Consider the following 14,965-nt stretch of genomic DNA (forward strand, 5'->3'; position numbering starts at 1 on the left):
AGAGAAGATATGCAGAAAGACATCATATTGGAGGTAAAGAATCTTTCCACTGAATTTCAGACCGAACGAGGCAGGTATAAGGCGGTAGACGGCGTGGATTTTTATTTACACAGAGGAGAGATCCTGGGAATTGTAGGAGAGTCGGGGTGCGGAAAGAGTGTAACAGTACAATCGGTTATGCGGCTTTATGACGAGAAACGAACAGCATGTTACAGCGGAGAAGTTTGGTTGGAAGGAAAAAATCTGCTTCGTGTACCATATAGAGAGATGAAGAAAATAAGAGGAGAAAAAATATCAATGGTTTTTCAGGACGCGCTCAGTTCTCTGAACCCACTGATAAAAGTAGGAAGTCAGATTACAGAAGCAATCCGTATCCATAGAAAAACAGGCAGAAGAGAGGCAAAGAATCAGGGAATGGAATTGCTGAAAGCGGTTGGTATTCCCACGCCGGAAAAACGGTTTTACCAGTATCCCCACGAGCTATCCGGAGGCATGCGCCAGCGGGTTATGATTGCTGCAGCTCTTGCCTGCAGACCGCAGGTTTTGATTGCAGATGAACCTACGACTGCTCTTGACGTGACCATACAGGCCCAGATTCTAGAGCTAATGAAACGTCTGAATAGAGAAATGGATATGGGAATCCTCCTAATCACTCATGATTTGGCAGTTGTTTTTGAGACGTGCCAGAGGGTCCTTGTGATGTATCTGGGCCAAATCGTTGAAGAAGGTGAGACGGAGGCGCTGTTTCAGAACCCCTGCCATCCATATACGGTAAGTCTGATGGAATCGGTTCCTGTAATGGAGGGCGACAAAAACAAACGGCTGAATACAATTAAAGGGACAGTTCCGCTGCTGAATCAGATTCCAGCCGGCTGCCGTTTTGCTCCAAGATGTCCCAGGACTTCTGAAAAATGCCGGATGGAGATGCCGAAGCTGGAAGCTGTCAGTGAAATGCAGAAAGTCAGATGCTGGTTTCCTGCCGGAAAGGGGAGTTTAAAATGAGCGAAAAAAACATGAAAGTCCTGGAGGCAAAACATATTAAAAAATACTTTCCTATCAGAGATGCCCTTGGGAAGCAGATCGGCGCTGTAAAAGCAGTTGATGATGTATCACTGGCCCTCAAAAAGGGGGAAACATATGGACTTGTGGGAGAATCGGGATGCGGAAAGTCCACGCTGGGGCGCAGCCTTCTTCGCCTGTTTCCAATCACCGAAGGCGAGATTTTTCTGGAAGGAAAAGATATAAGCTGCTTATCGGAAATTGAACTCAGACCATACAGAGTAAAGATGCAGATGATTTTTCAGGATCCATATACATCTCTGAATCCCAGGAAGAGTATAGGAGATATTTTAGAAGAGGTTCTTAAAATCCACGGTATGAAAGACCGTTCTGCCAGAATGGAACTGTGTCTGAAGATATTAGAAAAAGTAGGTCTTATGCCCGGGCACTATTATCGGTATCCTCATGAATTTTCCGGTGGGCAGAGGCAGCGGATCGGTATTGCCCGGGCACTTCTTGTCAATCCTTCGCTGATTATATGTGATGAACCGGTTTCTGCACTGGATGTTTCTATTCAGGCTCAGATTATCAATCTTTTAAATGATCTTCAGCAGCAAACGTCTTTGACGTATTTGTTCATATCACATAATATGAGCGTAGTGCGCTATATTTCAGACCGGGTAGGAGTTATGTATCTGGGCCATTTGATGGAAGAAGCTGATACAGACGAACTGTTCTCTAATCCAATGCACCCGTATACCAAAGCGCTTTTGTCAGCCGTTCCGTCGATCGGCAGCAGAAAAACTGTTGCCGCCGGAATATCGGGAGAAATCCCATCCCCAATTCATCCGCCAACCGGCTGTGTATTTCATACCAGGTGTCCTCATGCAGTTTCAGAATGCAGCCAGGCAGACCCGGCTTTTATGGAAGCTGCTCCTGGTCATTTTACTGCATGTCGCCTTTACGGTTAGATGGAAAGATGGTAATATAAGGGTATTAATTAATTTTGGCAGCGGGGAGTGAACATGGATAAAAAAAAGGGAAGAAACTCAGATTACTTACTTCAGGCGAATCGATCGCTTGTGCTGCAGATCCTTGCAAGGAACGATGTGTGTACGAGAGCCAGAATCGCAGAAGAGACGGGACTGAAGCAGGCGACAATTACCAATATTATTACTGAAATGATACAGGCAGGCGTTGTGAGAGAAGTGGGCATTGTGGAAGGAAAGAGAGGGCGCAGGTCGATCGGAATCGAATTGGCGGCAGAGAAAATCGAAGTGATTGCTGTGAAGCTGGGACATGTTTCTTACTCGGTTGGCCTCTTTGACTTAAAGGGGACGATGCTGAAGCTATATGAGAGCAGATTTGGGACAGAGGAAGAAAATGATCCTCACAAAGCGCTTGCAAAGATTAAGAAAACAATTTGGAAGTATCTGAATCAGGAGGGGGATAAGGTACACGCGATAGGCATTGCAGTACCGGGCCCGTTTTTAAAACACTCAGGCACAATTGCTTTAATGACACAGTTTCCGGGCTGGGACAGGCTGAATCTGAATGAGGAGTTTTTAGAAGAATTTCCGGTGCCCGTACTTATTGAGCACGGAGCAAATGCAGGGGCGCTGGCAGAATGGCGCTATGGTAAATACAGAAGGAACCAGGGAGTACTTGTGAATTTTCTTGCTGGAGAAGGAATTGGGGCAGGAATTGTTGCGGATGGACAGCTTTTTGTTGGAAGCAGAGGGATTGCAGGGGAGATCGGACATATATCATTGGATGTAAACGGGGAAAAATGCGACTGTGGGAACAGGGGATGCATGGAACTTTACTGTTCCGCCCTCTCATTTGTAAAATATGCGATGCATAAACTTCCGGAACATAAAGAAAGTATTCTGAATCAGAAGAGTAATATTACTTATCTGGACATTTTTAAGGGAGCGGAAGACGGAGACAAGTTCTGTCTGGATATGGTGAAGCGTGCAGGATTTTATATGGGCTGCGGGATTGCCGCAGTTATTAATATTTATGATCCGGATGTAATAATAATCAGCGATGCCATGTCAAAAGGCGGAGATTTGCTTCTCGAAGAAATTAGAAGGACAGTCAGGGAAAGGATTTTAGACGTTCTTTACGAAAATATTGTGATTGACTATACAGATTTTTCAGTTAATCAGATACTATATGGTGCAGCAGTCGTGGCGATCGATCATCTGCTCAATAGTATGAATATGCTGATGCACACACAGACGCCGGACAGCGAAGCTGGCTGTACACGAAAAAAGACCATGTAATTGGATACATACGGGAGGAAAAAATAATGATTCGACTGCTGTTTTTAGTGCCTTATCCCGAATTAAAAGAAAAGGTTGACTATGTCCTGAGAAATTATTCAGGAAAGGAAAAGGTGGAAGCGGATATCAGAGTATGGACTGTTGAAGAAATTCCGTCTGTTCCAGCCGATGAGTACGATGCCATGATCGCCAGGGGATATACGGCAAAGAAGATGGAGGAGAGTTACCCTTCGGTACCTACGATCGATATGCCTGTGTCCGGATATGATATTGTGCGTGCATTGGATGAATGCCAGGAAAAATATCATCCGAAAAAAATAGTTATCTGCGGATTTTTTGGAAAACTGTATGAGGCCAAGGATATCTGCAGAATGTTCGGAATGAAAGCTGAAATCTATTCTCCTTCCGATTATCTGGAACTGAACGAAATGATGAAAGAGAAAAAGATCAGAAACTGTGACGTGCTGGTGGGAGGATATTCCGCTACGATCAGCGCGAAGAAACAGGGAATCCCCTCCGTTCTGGTTAAAACGGGGGAGGATACAATCCTGCAGGCTGTAAATGAGGCGGTACGGACTGTTGTGAAAATCAGACAGGAACGATTAGCAGCCAGATGTACAGGACCATCATCAATTCATCCAAAGAAGGAATATTTTATGTAGATCATGAGGGAATCCTGCAGGTTCAGAACAGAGCTGCCGTAGAAATGAGCGGGAAATTGGAGAAAAGAAAAACAGAGGAGGCAGTCCGGGCAGGAACAGTGTTTCCTTTTTTAAAACATGAGTTGGAGGAAGTATTGGCAGGAGGCGGAGAACAGACAGGCAGAATCTATACTCTTCCGGGGACAAAAACAACGGTGTCCGTCGATCTTGTACCTGTTATAGTGGGAAAAAAGGTATCGGGGGCAATCATCAATTTTTCAGATATAACAAGGATTCAGGAGCTGGAGGGGACGATCCGGCGCAAGCTGAGCAGTACGGGACTGCGGGCAAAATATAGCTTTGACGGAATTCTCTATGAGAGCGCAATCATGGAACGGGCAATCGAAACAGCAAAGAAATATGCAGTTTCGGAGTCAAATATTATGATTGTAGGAGAAACCGGTACGGGAAAAGAACTGTTTGCACAGAGTATTCATAATGCCAGTCCCAGGAAAGACGGGCCGTTTGTAGCTATTAACTGTGCGGCTCTTCCGGAAAACCTTCTGGAGAGCGAACTGTTTGGCTACGTGGAAGGCGCATTTACTGGAACGAGCAAAGGCGGCAAGATGGGACTGTTTGAACAGGCTCATGGAGGCACCTTGTTTCTTGACGAGATCGGGGAGGTTTCCATGTCGACCCAGACAAAACTCTTGAGGGCGCTGCAGGAGCGGGAAGTCCGGAGAATTGGGGATAATAAGATCGTAACCGTGAATGTAAGAATTATTGCAGCTACCAACAGAAGTATCAGCCGAATGGCAGAAGAGGGAACGTTTCGTAAGGATCTGATGTATCGCCTGGATGTTCTGCGGCTTTATCTGCCTCCGCTTAGAGAACGTAAGGGGGATATCCGCCTTCTGTTCTGCCACCTTCTTGGAGAAGCGCAGACCAGAATTACAGACGGCGCCTTTGACGCGCTGGAGCGTCATGAATTCAGCGGAAATATCAGGGAGTTGGAGAATATAGCGGAAAGAGTCCGGGTGCTTTACGGAGAGCAGACAGTCGGACAGGACGAGATGATGAAGCTGTTATATCCGGATGACGTGGAAAACACGGGCAGAGAGGAAAGACGTTGTAGACAGTCTTCAGACTCCCAGGAAAAGAGACGGGGCCGGATGGAAGCTGAGGATAAAACGAGAGACCTGTCTGCAGCTACAGAACGGGAGAGGATCGAAGAGGCGCTGAAAAAGTGCGAGGGAAATCAAAAAAAGGCAGCGGACCTTCTGGGGATGGACAGGACGACTTTATGGAGAAAAAGAAAAAAATACCAGTTATAATATACGACTGCCGGTTCTGTACTGGCGCGGCGTCTGGCCGATATAATTTTTAAAAAGCACAAAAAAATATTTTGTGTTTTCGAATCCGACTTCCCGGGCAATGTCTTCAATCGGCATATCGGTATTTTCCAGATATTCAAGAGAGTGATGTACGCGGGTACGGTTAATATATTCACTGACCGACATATTATAAGAAGCGCGGAAGATTCTGCAGAGATATGTAGGATTCATCTGCAGCGCTTCTGCAAATCCACGGACAGACAGAGCGGGATTGGCAAATTCGCTTTCGATGCAGGCCGCAATTTGGACAGCGGCCGGATGGATTGTTCCGGACTCAAATAAAGGGGGATCAGACAAATCCTCCCGCGGTGCCGGTGACTCTGATTCGTCGGCGCATGATTCTGATAAAACAGTGTCCGTAGAGTCCGTATGGATTTCAGAAGTATTGGGCGTGGCGGAAGCCTCTTCCGCGGCAGGAGAAACGGAAGGATCAACCGCTGTCTGAGCTTTTGGCATCCCGGTTGACTCAGGATGATGTTTTAACAGAGAAAAAATATTTTTGAAAAAATTCAAGATTGCCACCTCCTGAAAATGATTCTTATAGGGAGTATACCACATTTTAATTATGAAATAAAAGACCTCATAATGCATTTTAAAGGAAACGTATATTTTCCTCCATTTTACAAATACTACATTTACAAGCAGCGAGAAAGATAAATGACAGAATGTAAAATGGAGGAATTTTTTTATGAAAGCTACAGGTATTGTAAGAAGAATAGACGATTTGGGAAGGGTGGTTATTCCAAAAGAAATCCGTAGGACGCTCAGGCTGAGAGAAGGTACGCCGCTGGAGATTTTTACGGACAGAGAAGGAGAAATCATCCTGAAAAAATATTCCCCCATGATTGAGCTGACGGCATTTGCTGCCCAGTATGCCGAGGCAATGGCTCAGTCAACGGGAAAAATGGTATGTATTACGGACAGAGACCAGGTGATTGCAGTAGCAGGCGGTTCCAAGAAAGAAATGCTTCAGAAAAATATTAGCCGTCAGCTGGAACAGCTCATTTCCGAAAGAACGGTGCTTACAGCTTCTGGCGATGAAAAGACATATGTACAGATTACTCCGGAGGAACCGGAAGGAATCACAGCACAGGTCATTGCGCCGATTATATGTGAAGGTGATGCGATTGGTTCTGTTATTCTGCTGAGCCGTGAGCCGAGAACAAAATTCGGAGATCCGGAAGTAAAGCTGGTTACGACGGCAGCCGGATTCCTTGGACGCCAGATGGAAGGCTAAGAAAGCCCATAAAAATATATGTAATTATAAATAATATAGAAAGAACAAGACGGATTTCAGCGGTATTTTGAAAATGCAGCGGGTCCGTCTTATTTGATTTACATGCACAGAAGGGCCCAATAGGACGGCTTTATTGCATTAATGCTTTAAAAAGGTAACAAATATACATAAAATTGGGAAATGTGGTTGAAAAAGTCGTGATAATGGTGTATGTTTATACAGTATAAAGAAAAAATATGAAAAAATATACAATAACAGCAAAGGGGAATCAGTATGAAGGATTGGAAGACACTTTATGAGGTAAAGGGGCCGAAATCAATTATGGAGATGACGGCGGAGGAATTGAAGGAAGCAATGAAGGAAACAGATACCGTTATCCTGTCATTCGGTGCAGTAGAAAACCACAGCGTTCATCTGCCGATGGGAGCGGATTATTTTCAGGCAAATGTTTTAATCAGAAAGGTGCATGAAGCACTGGCAGAACTGGGCATTAAATCGGTACCGGGACTGGCAGTGCCTTTTGGCGTTCAGACGAATAAATTTGAAAGAGACTCTGTATTTGGAAACTGCTATCTGTCTCAGGCCACATTTATTTCAATGGCAAAGGATCTGATCCTCAGCCTTCACGAAAGCGGTTTTAAGAAATTTGTGCTGTGCCTTAACCATTCAGAGAATAACGGAGCCCTTCACGTAGCGGCAAAGGACCTGGCCGACCAGTATGGAATCATGAGCGTAGTAACTGACTGGGTACCTCCGATGAATGATTTCTGGCCGACAGTTCTGAATAATGCAGAGCACCAGGGACACGGCGGGGAAGATGAGACGGCATGTGTCATGGCAGCAGTACCGGGCCTCGTGCATGTGGAAGGTGTCAAACCATATTACGCAGACGAGGACCCGAAACAGGTCAAATTCTCAGGACTTCACTATTACGGCGGCGCAGTCGGCGTTTATGCTCCTGTAAAAACGGACAACAGCCCGGGATATATCGGAGATCCGGCGGACGCCAATGCAGAAGAAGGAATTCTCTGTTACGACGCATATGCAAAATGGATTGCGCAGATTGCAGAAAAATACCTTTTCAATGATTTCAACGACAAGAGCAGGAATCTGTAAAGATCAGGCAACGGTTCGGACGCTGCCTGTACTGTTGCACGAACAAAAGAAGGAATAGGAAAGGGATAAAATAAATGAACGACGAAATGAATCAAAACCAAAAGATGCCGTTTGGATGGGCGCTGTTCTGTATTATGTTTCTGCTGGTATCTATGGTGCTCTCCGTAGCATGGCTGAACATACCGGTACATATCAATCTGCTGGCTTCGATGGCCGTTACGCTGGGCGTGGCCTCACTCAATGGAAAGAAATGGGAAGATATCTTCAGCTATATTGAGTATGGAGGAAAAATCTGTATTGCGCCGACACTTACAATGATGATTATCGGTATTCTGATTGGTTCCTGGATCGCCAGCGGAACAGTTCCCATGATTATTTACTGGGGGCTGAAGCTGATCAACCCGGCTGTTTTCCTTGTAGCAACATGCGTTGTAAGCGCAATTACGTCCATATCTACAGGAAGCTCCTGGTCTACGGCAGGAACGGTAGGAATTGCCCTGATCGCAGTAGGAGGAGGCCTGGGAATCAATCCGGCGATGACGGCAGGCGCAATTATATCAGGCGCCTATTTTGGAGATAAAATGTCACCGATGTCTGATACGACGAATCTGGCCCCGGCTGTTGCAGAAGCGGATATTTTCGATCACATCCGCTCCATGGTGTATACATCAGGACCTGCTTTCATCATTACCCTGATTTTCTACGGCATATTGGGATTAAAGTATACGGGTCAGAACGTTGACAGTGAAGCGATTGTTACTACCATGGAGACGCTGAAGGCCACATTCAATCTGAATCCGCTGGTGCTTCTTCCTCCTGTTATCGTAATTGCCATGGCGGTTATGAAAAAACCGGCTATTCCTACCCTTCTGGTCTCCAGTGCGGTAGCTGCTGCGATGGCAATGATTTTTCAGGGGAATTCCCTGACAGAAATCGCAACGATCATGGATACAGGATTTAAGTCAGAAACAGGCATACACGATATCGATGTCCTGCTTTCCAGAGGTGGACTTCAGAGTATGCTTTGGACAGCTTCTCTCGGTATGCTGGGTATGTTGTACGGAGCTATTATGGAAAAATCTGGACTTCTTGGGGCGTTCCTCGAGAAACTGAAATTCTTTACAAAGAGCCTGGGAGGCCTCGTTACGGTAGTAGTGCTCTCCTGTACCGTGTTGCTGGCTGCTACGGCAAGCCAGACCCTTGCCATTGTTGTAGGCGGCCGTATGTATGTTTCTGAATTTAGAAAAAGAGATCTTCTTCCCCAGACGCTTTCCCGTACTCTGGAAGACAGCGGAACTATCGTATCGCCTCTGATTCCATGGAGTCTCTGCGGCGTATATATGGCCGGCACCCTCGGAGTGCCTACACTCACGTACCTGCCGTTTGCAACGTTCTGCTGGATTTGTCCGATCCTGGCTATCATTTATGGATTTACAGGCAAGTTCTTCTGGAAGACCGGAGAGATTGCGAGCAAACGGACATATCGGGAAGCAGAATAAGCTCTGCAGAAGATGACTGGATCGCGACCGGAAAGTTTATATCGGACTTGCAAAGAAGCCGCAGCGGGCATTATACTGAAAGCCAGGATGATGACATTGACGAAGAAAGGAAATAAGCGATATGTATACGTTCGAGGATTTGATTGACGTTGTGGCAAAGCTGAGAGATGAAGAAAAAGGATGCCCGTGGGATCGGGAGCAGACCCATGAAAGCCTGAAGACATATCTGGAGAATGAATGCCAGGAAGTGATCCAGGCGATTGACAACGGCGATATGGAAAATCTCTGTGAGGAACTGGGTGATGTGCTGTTTCAGATTATGATACACAGCCAGATCGGAAAAGAGGAGGAAATATTTACCATTGAGGATGTTATTGACGGGTTATGCAGAAAAATGATCTATCGCCATCCCCATGTGTTCGGAAACGTTAAGGTTAATTCAGCAGACGAATGCAACGCTTTGTGGAAAGAGCTGAAAAAGCGTGAAAAAGGCAAAAAACCTTGACAAACAGTGGAGAAACGGATATAAATGATAGAGTATAGAAATAATAGTGTTGGAGGCCTCTGATATAAGGCTTTCCGGTATGTTCTAGGAGGAAAATAATAATGAATAAGACAGAATTAATCGCAGCAGTAGCTGAGAAGGCAGAACTTTCCAAGAAAGATGCTGAGAAGGCAGTAAAGGCTTTCACAGATGTAGTAGCAGAAGAATTAGTGAAAGGTGAGAAGATCCAGTTAGTTGGCTTCGGCACTTTTGAAGTTACTGCAAGAGAAGAGAGAGAAGGAAGAAATCCTAAGACTGGCGAGCCTATGAAGATTCCGGCTTCCAAGACACCAAAGTTCAAAGTTGGTAAGGCATTAAAGGATATGGTGAATCAGTAATCCATGAGATTGGATAAGTTTTTAAAAGTATCCCGTTTGATAAAACGAAGGACAGTTGCCAACGATGCATGTGATGCAGGCAGGGTTCTCGTAAATGATAAAAGCGCCAAGGCGTCCTATGATGTGAAAAATGGTGATATAATCGAAATCCAGTTTGGCACAAAGTCGGTTAAGGTGGAAGTGCTGGATGTACAGGAAACTGTAAAAAAGGACGAGGCGAAAGATTTGTATAGATATTTATAAGTCATAAAATAAAAAACCTCTGCATACATTTATAAAACAGTAAATGTATGAGGAGGTTTTTTTGTTATGGAAGAAAAGCTGACAACCCGTCCGCACAAGCTGGCGATGACAAACAGGTCTTCCTGCGGTATAACAGGACTGCGGGATGTGGTGTCCTTTGATGAAAATCAGGTGATTCTTGACACAGATATGGGACTTCTTACCATGAAGGGAAAGAACCTTCATGTCAGCAGGCTTACCCTGGAAAAAGGGGAGGTAGATGTGGATGGAACGATTGACAGCCTTACATATTCTTCCAATGAAGCCTATCGGAAATCAGGAGACTCTCTGTTCTCCAGGCTGTTTAAATAGCAGAAAGAAAAGGATGACAGTGGAGGGCGGGGAATCGGTTGAGCAGGAGCATTTTATATGAAATCAGGCTGTTATATATGAGTTTCTTTCTCGGCGCCTTTTTGATGGCCAGTTATGATGTCCTGCGTATCCTCAGGATTTTTATTCGCCACAGCGGCCTGGCGATCGGTATAGAGGATATGATATACTGGTTTTATGCGGGAAGTATGACATTTGGCCTGCTCTACAGGCAGAACGACGGGAAGCTCAGAGCCTATGCAGTGGCAGGTGTATTTATCGGTATGCTGCTATATGACAGATTATTCAGCAGACTTTTGATGAAAGGCTTGAAAAAAGTCAAAAATTATTTTAAAATAAAAGTTACTAGTAAAAAAAGCCGGTGAGCATATGAGGGATAGAGTAAGGTCCAGAAGAAAGAGAAGAGATAAGTGGGGAAACAGGATGGCAATTATCGGAATTACTCTGGTAGTTGGCAGCCTTGCTGTCGTTGTGAATATACGCAGCTCAACTATGAAAAGCAAGGCACAGGAATACGAGCTGCGGTATGAAACTCTTCAGGCTCAGCTGGCTAAAGAAAAAGAGCGGTCTGCAGAGCTGAAGTGGAGAAGCGACTATGTGCAGACTAAGCAGTATATAGAAAAGGTAGCGAAAGAGAAGCTGGGTATGGTGAAAGAAGATGAAATTCTCCTGAAACCATCGAATCCGCAGTAAGTGGATAATCTTGTCGTAATATTTTTTTAAATCGACTATTGGATTTGACAAATATTTCCCTCCCGCCTGTATATAATGAAAATTATGCAGGTTAGGAGGGATTTTTTGTGCTGAGACGTAAGGCGGGGCATCGCGATATGGCGGATGTGAATATATATACGGCAAAAAGGCTGAACGATATGGCGCTTTCATTGGGGGAACTGGCAAAGTCCTGTGAAGAGGAAAACGGGAAAGAGCGGATGCTGACAAAGGAGGACGGGCTGACGGCAGTGAATACGGCAGCCGTGATGGTGTGCGGAGACTGTCAGAAATGCGGTGTTTATGCGGACAGCATTCAAAAGGACAGTTATTTTCTGTACTATCTGCTGCGGTCATTTGAGCAGAAGAAACGCGTGGATGAGGAGGACATGCCTCAGGCATTTCAGGATATGTGCAGGATAAAAGGGGAATACTTAAAGGAGCTGAACAAAAGTCTTGGCAGATCTACCATGAATCTGGCGTGGAAGAACCGCTTTTTGGAAAGCCGGGACGCCCTGATTATGCAGTTTCGTGAGCTGGCAGTGATCCTGGAGGAATTTTCTCATCAGATGGAAGAGGCGCAGGATGTCACGTCAGAATATGACAGTGGTCTGAAGCGGGCGTTTAAAGCCCAGCATATGGTGATTTCCGGGATGTTGGTTCTGGCATATGAGAACGGCCAGAGAGAGCTGTTTGTAACAATAAAAAGCGGTAATGGAAAATGCATGACGGTAAGAGATGCGGCAGACCTTGTCGGCAGCGTGCTGGGAGGCGGCTGCTGGACTGCGGCCAAAGACAGCAAAAGTATTATAACAAGGCAGTTTTTTACGTTCCACTTTCTGGAAGAGGGCAGCTACCGCATGGCATACGGCGCCGCTACGGCAGCCAGAGCGGGCGAAATTGTGTCGGGAGACAGCTATTCTTTTACAGGAAATGTGCCGGGACAGGTGATAATCAGTCTTTCGGACGGAATGGGGAGCGGGCAGACGGCTTCTGAGGAGAGTGAACGTGTCGTGGATCTGGTGAGTCAGCTGATGGAAACTGGCTTTTCAGCCAGAGCGGCCCTTAAAATGGTCAATACGGTCCTTCTCCTGAGCGGTGCTGAGCAGCATCCGGCTACCATCGATCTGGCGTGTATCGACCTTCATACGGGGGTTCTGGAAATGATGAAGCTTGGGGCGGCGGCTACACTCGTAATTGGAGAGGACGGCGTCGAACTCCTGGAAACGGGAGAAGTACCGATGGGGATACTGAACGATGTAGAACCGATTTTGATTTCCAGAAAGCTTTGGGAGGAAAATTGGGTAATTATGGTCAGCGATGGCGTTCTGGATATACTTCCGGGAGATGACAAGGAAGAGGTTATGAGAGATTATCTGGCCGGGCAGGGAGACATGCAGCCTCAGGAAATGGCAGAAGATATTCTGCGTTTTGCATGCTCATTTTCAGAATTCCCCCGCGACGATATGACAGTTCTTGCAGCAAGGATATGGAAGAGAAAATAATAATTGAAACAGAGTGAGAATACCTGTATAGTTATATGTAATAATACCAGGGGCGCGCGAGCACATAGTGCGGAACAATCCGGTATCAATGGTGTCGACTTTTTGACACTTACATCATGTGAAAGTGAACGGTTATGGCTGTACAGGAGATAAAAAATGGACATTTATCAGAAAGCCCTTAATACAATGAATAGAAACAGTATGACAGAACCCGGCATGCATGTGATAGCTGCTGTATCAGGCGGGGCGGATTCTGTCTGCCTTCTATGGGTGCTAAAACATTTTTCGGCAGATTGAATATAACCATAGAGGCCTTTCACCTCCACCATGGACTACGGGGCAAAGAAGCGGACAGGGATGCGGACTTTGTGAGAGACATCTGTGCAGAATGGGATATACCGGCGACAATCCGCCGTGAGGACGTGCGTGGATTCGCTGCAGAACATGGGTGCTCTTTAGAAGAAGCGGGCAGAATACTGAGGTACGGAGCGCTGGATGAGCTGAAAAAGGCAGCCGAGGCAGAAACGGGCCGGCCGGCAGCAGTTGCGGTGGCACATCACAGAGGAGACAGTGCGGAGACGATTCTGCACAATCTGTTCCGGGGAAGCGGGCTGAAGGGCCTGAGGGGGATTGCTCCCGTCAGAGATGGCATTATACGGCCTCTGATCGAGGTAGGACGTGATGAGATCGAAGAATTTCTTACGGATATGGGAATTGGATGGTGTGAAGATTCCACCAATTCCGACAATGATTATACAAGGAATAAAATACGCAATCAGATTTTGCCGCTTGTCAGAGCCGAAATCAATAAAGAGGCCGATACGCATATCCTCCAGGCAGGAAAACTGATTTCCATGGCAGATGATTTTCTGGAGAAAACGGCTGAGGAACTCTGGAAACAATGTGGGGAGGTACATGACCGGAAAGGGTGTGCCTTTCCTGTTTCTGATGCTGAAAAACAGGAGGAGATTATCCGATACTATCTGATTCGCCATATGATCCGCCTCCAGGGAGGATCTGTAAAGGATTTCACGTTGCTTCATGTGGAAGCTGTCGATCAGCTGATTCGCGGACAGACGGGAAAAAGGACAGACCTGCCTGGTAAAATGCAGGGATGGAGAGAATACGGAAAGCTCTGGATCGGAAGAAAACAGGATGAAAAACGGGACAGCTGCTGCCAAAAGGAAGACTGGGCAGAAAATGTCCGATATGAGATATTTTCTTATGAAAAAGGCATGGAAATTCCGAAAAACCAGTATACGAAATGGTTTGATTATGATAAAATGAAGAATGCATTGTGCCTTAGATTCCGGGAGCCGGGGGACTATATTACGTTGTCCGGCGGCGGAAGGAAACGTGTAAAAGCATTTATGATTGATGAAAAGGTTCCGCAGGATATCAGAGGGAAGATACCGGTTCTGGCAGATGGAAATCATGTTGTCTGGATTGTCGGATATCGGATCAGTGAATATTATAAAATAACAGAAGATACAAAAACCATATTACAGGTTCAGTTTAACGGAGGAAAAAAAGATGGCAGATAAGATTCGCGTATTGTTGCATGAGGAAGAAGTGAATAGAAGAATCAGCGAGGTTGCAGCGGAGATCGACAGGGATTATGAGGGAAAGAATGTACATCTGATCTGCGTATTAAAAGGCGGCGTGTTTTTTACATGTGAGCTGGCAAAGCGTATTACGCGGCCCGTATCCCTTGATTTCATGTCTGTATCCAGCTATGGAAGCGGAACTGAGTCCAGCGGAGTTGTAAAAATTATCAAGGATCTGGATGAGCCGCTGGAAGGCAAGAATGTTATTATCGTTGAAGATATCATCGATTCAGGAAGAACTCTGTCATATTTGATTGAGGTACTGAAGCAGAGACACCCAGCCAGCATTGATCTGTGTACGCTGCTTGACAAGCCGGAGAGGCGAGTAAAAAAACAGGTACAGGTGAAGTATACCTGTTTTACGATTCCAGATGAGTTTGTAGTAGGTTACGGGCTGGATTATGACCAGCATTACAGAAATTTGCCGTATATCGGAGTAATTGAGCAGTAAGGAGGCAGCCAGTTGAGACAGCA

Annotated in this window: 18 protein-coding genes; 17 read left to right on the forward strand and 1 reads right to left on the reverse strand. The window is 45.7% G+C overall.

All coding sequences use genetic code 11. The features are described from left to right. Window positions 1-9 precede the first annotated feature (9 nt). The 5 genes from DXA13_RS05685 to DXA13_RS05700 are packed head-to-tail and all read left to right on the forward strand — an operon-like array spanning window position 10 to window position 5,262. Window positions 10-1,002 (forward strand): ABC transporter ATP-binding protein, encoded by a 993-nt coding sequence (locus tag DXA13_RS05685; RefSeq protein ID WP_118242345.1) that lies wholly within the window; start codon window positions 10-12, stop codon window positions 1,000-1,002. Then, window positions 999-1,970 (forward strand): oligopeptide/dipeptide ABC transporter ATP-binding protein, encoded by a 972-nt coding sequence (locus DXA13_RS05690; RefSeq protein ID WP_118242347.1) that lies wholly within the window; start codon window positions 999-1,001, stop codon window positions 1,968-1,970. The genes DXA13_RS05685 and DXA13_RS05690 overlap by 4 nt, the downstream gene beginning before the upstream one ends. A gap of 54 nt (window positions 1,971-2,024) precedes the next feature. Beyond that, window positions 2,025-3,287: an ROK family transcriptional regulator gene (locus DXA13_RS05695; protein ID WP_118242348.1), complete on the forward strand. Its 1,263-nt coding sequence runs from the start codon at window positions 2,025-2,027 to the stop codon at window positions 3,285-3,287. 26 nt (window positions 3,288-3,313) lie between these two features. Next, complete coding sequence (locus DXA13_RS21565; RefSeq protein WP_243008995.1) at window positions 3,314-3,949, forward strand: PrpR N-terminal domain-containing protein; 636 nt, start codon at window positions 3,314-3,316, stop codon at window positions 3,947-3,949. Next, window positions 3,901-5,262, forward strand: coding sequence for a sigma 54-interacting transcriptional regulator (locus DXA13_RS05700; protein WP_243008996.1), 1,362 nt, complete (start codon window positions 3,901-3,903; stop codon window positions 5,260-5,262). Before DXA13_RS21565 ends, DXA13_RS05700 begins: the two co-directional genes overlap by 49 nt. Here DXA13_RS05700 and DXA13_RS05705 read toward each other — a convergent pair. Continuing rightward, complete coding sequence (locus tag DXA13_RS05705; protein WP_181995541.1) at window positions 5,257-5,835, reverse strand: helix-turn-helix transcriptional regulator; 579 nt, start codon at window positions 5,833-5,835, stop codon at window positions 5,257-5,259. The genes DXA13_RS05700 and DXA13_RS05705 overlap by 6 nt on opposite strands. A 175-nt stretch (window positions 5,836-6,010) precedes the next feature. Here DXA13_RS05705 and spoVT point away from each other — a divergent pair, with 175 nt between their 5' ends. The 12 genes from spoVT (at window position 6,011) to hpt (ending at window position 14,942) form a co-directional block, all read left to right on the forward strand. Further along, on the forward strand, window positions 6,011-6,559 hold the full coding sequence (spoVT, locus tag DXA13_RS05710) for a stage V sporulation protein T (RefSeq protein ID WP_118242351.1): 549 nt from the start codon (window positions 6,011-6,013) through the stop codon (window positions 6,557-6,559). 273 nt (window positions 6,560-6,832) lie between these two features. Then, window positions 6,833-7,675, forward strand: coding sequence for a creatininase family protein (locus DXA13_RS05715; RefSeq protein WP_118242353.1), 843 nt, complete (start codon window positions 6,833-6,835; stop codon window positions 7,673-7,675). 74 nt (window positions 7,676-7,749) lie between these two features. Further along, window positions 7,750-9,174, forward strand: a complete 1,425-nt coding sequence (gene nhaC, locus DXA13_RS05720; RefSeq protein ID WP_118242355.1) for a Na+/H+ antiporter NhaC — start codon at window positions 7,750-7,752, stop codon at window positions 9,172-9,174. 121 nt (window positions 9,175-9,295) lie between these two features. Next, the gene (locus DXA13_RS05725; protein ID WP_118242357.1) at window positions 9,296-9,679 is read left to right on the forward strand and encodes a MazG family protein; all 384 of its coding nucleotides are present in this window, start codon (window positions 9,296-9,298) and stop codon (window positions 9,677-9,679) included. Window positions 9,680-9,780: 101 nt separating this feature from the next. Next, window positions 9,781-10,056 (forward strand): HU family DNA-binding protein, encoded by a 276-nt coding sequence (locus DXA13_RS05730; protein ID WP_118242359.1) that lies wholly within the window; start codon window positions 9,781-9,783, stop codon window positions 10,054-10,056. Between the two features lie 3 nt (window positions 10,057-10,059). Next, entirely contained in the window at window positions 10,060-10,299 is a 240-nt protein-coding gene (locus DXA13_RS05735; protein WP_118242361.1) for an RNA-binding S4 domain-containing protein, read from the forward strand. 66 nt (window positions 10,300-10,365) lie between these two features. Further along, window positions 10,366-10,650, forward strand: coding sequence for a sporulation protein YabP (gene yabP / locus DXA13_RS05740; protein WP_118242363.1), 285 nt, complete (start codon window positions 10,366-10,368; stop codon window positions 10,648-10,650). Between the two features lie 38 nt (window positions 10,651-10,688). Next, on the forward strand, window positions 10,689-11,033 hold the full coding sequence (yabQ, locus tag DXA13_RS05745; protein ID WP_118242365.1) for a spore cortex biosynthesis protein YabQ: 345 nt from the start codon (window positions 10,689-10,691) through the stop codon (window positions 11,031-11,033). A 4-nt stretch (window positions 11,034-11,037) separates the two neighbouring features. Then, on the forward strand, window positions 11,038-11,361 hold the full coding sequence (locus DXA13_RS05750; protein ID WP_118242367.1) for a septum formation initiator family protein: 324 nt from the start codon (window positions 11,038-11,040) through the stop codon (window positions 11,359-11,361). A 107-nt stretch (window positions 11,362-11,468) separates the two neighbouring features. Next, window positions 11,469-12,884: a SpoIIE family protein phosphatase gene (locus DXA13_RS05755; protein WP_347559719.1), complete on the forward strand. Its 1,416-nt coding sequence runs from the start codon at window positions 11,469-11,471 to the stop codon at window positions 12,882-12,884. 266 nt (window positions 12,885-13,150) lie between these two features. Continuing rightward, window positions 13,151-14,428 carry a tRNA lysidine(34) synthetase TilS gene (tilS, locus tag DXA13_RS05760; protein WP_347559720.1) on the forward strand — a complete coding sequence of 426 codons (1,278 nt, stop codon included), beginning with the start codon at window positions 13,151-13,153 and terminating at the stop codon, window positions 14,426-14,428. Further along, a complete protein-coding gene (gene hpt, locus DXA13_RS05765; protein ID WP_118242369.1) occupies window positions 14,418-14,942 on the forward strand; it encodes a hypoxanthine phosphoribosyltransferase in 525 nt (174 codons plus the stop codon). Before tilS ends, hpt begins: the two co-directional genes overlap by 11 nt. Window positions 14,943-14,965 lie beyond the last annotated feature (23 nt).

Source organism: Clostridium sp. AM58-1XD, from assembly GCF_003464085.1.
In the GTDB taxonomy this organism is placed as follows: domain Bacteria; phylum Bacillota; class Clostridia; order Lachnospirales; family Lachnospiraceae; genus Lachnoclostridium_A.

Excerpts from the sequence above, each read along its gene's own strand:
- DXA13_RS05685 (WP_118242345.1), top strand. The coding sequence starts at position 10 with ATGCAGAAAGACATCATATTGGAGGTAAAGAATCTTTCCACTGAATTT.
- DXA13_RS05690 (WP_118242347.1), top strand. The coding sequence starts at position 999 with ATGAGCGAAAAAAACATGAAAGTCCTGGAGGCAAAACATATTAAAAAA.
- DXA13_RS05695 (WP_118242348.1), top strand. The coding sequence starts at position 2,025 with ATGGATAAAAAAAAGGGAAGAAACTCAGATTACTTACTTCAGGCGAAT.
- DXA13_RS21565 (WP_243008995.1), top strand. The coding sequence starts at position 3,314 with ATGATTCGACTGCTGTTTTTAGTGCCTTATCCCGAATTAAAAGAAAAG.
- DXA13_RS05700 (WP_243008996.1), top strand. The coding sequence starts at position 3,901 with ATGTACAGGACCATCATCAATTCATCCAAAGAAGGAATATTTTATGTA.
- spoVT (WP_118242351.1), top strand. The coding sequence starts at position 6,011 with ATGAAAGCTACAGGTATTGTAAGAAGAATAGACGATTTGGGAAGGGTG.
- DXA13_RS05715 (WP_118242353.1), top strand. The coding sequence starts at position 6,833 with ATGAAGGATTGGAAGACACTTTATGAGGTAAAGGGGCCGAAATCAATT.
- nhaC (WP_118242355.1), top strand. The coding sequence starts at position 7,750 with ATGAACGACGAAATGAATCAAAACCAAAAGATGCCGTTTGGATGGGCG.
- DXA13_RS05725 (WP_118242357.1), top strand. The coding sequence starts at position 9,296 with ATGTATACGTTCGAGGATTTGATTGACGTTGTGGCAAAGCTGAGAGAT.
- DXA13_RS05730 (WP_118242359.1), top strand. The coding sequence starts at position 9,781 with ATGAATAAGACAGAATTAATCGCAGCAGTAGCTGAGAAGGCAGAACTT.
- DXA13_RS05735 (WP_118242361.1), top strand. The coding sequence starts at position 10,060 with ATGAGATTGGATAAGTTTTTAAAAGTATCCCGTTTGATAAAACGAAGG.
- yabP (WP_118242363.1), top strand. The coding sequence starts at position 10,366 with ATGGAAGAAAAGCTGACAACCCGTCCGCACAAGCTGGCGATGACAAAC.
- DXA13_RS05750 (WP_118242367.1), top strand. The coding sequence starts at position 11,038 with ATGAGGGATAGAGTAAGGTCCAGAAGAAAGAGAAGAGATAAGTGGGGA.
- tilS (WP_347559720.1), top strand. The coding sequence starts at position 13,151 with ATGGGTGCTAAAACATTTTTCGGCAGATTGAATATAACCATAGAGGCC.
- hpt (WP_118242369.1), top strand. The coding sequence starts at position 14,418 with ATGGCAGATAAGATTCGCGTATTGTTGCATGAGGAAGAAGTGAATAGA.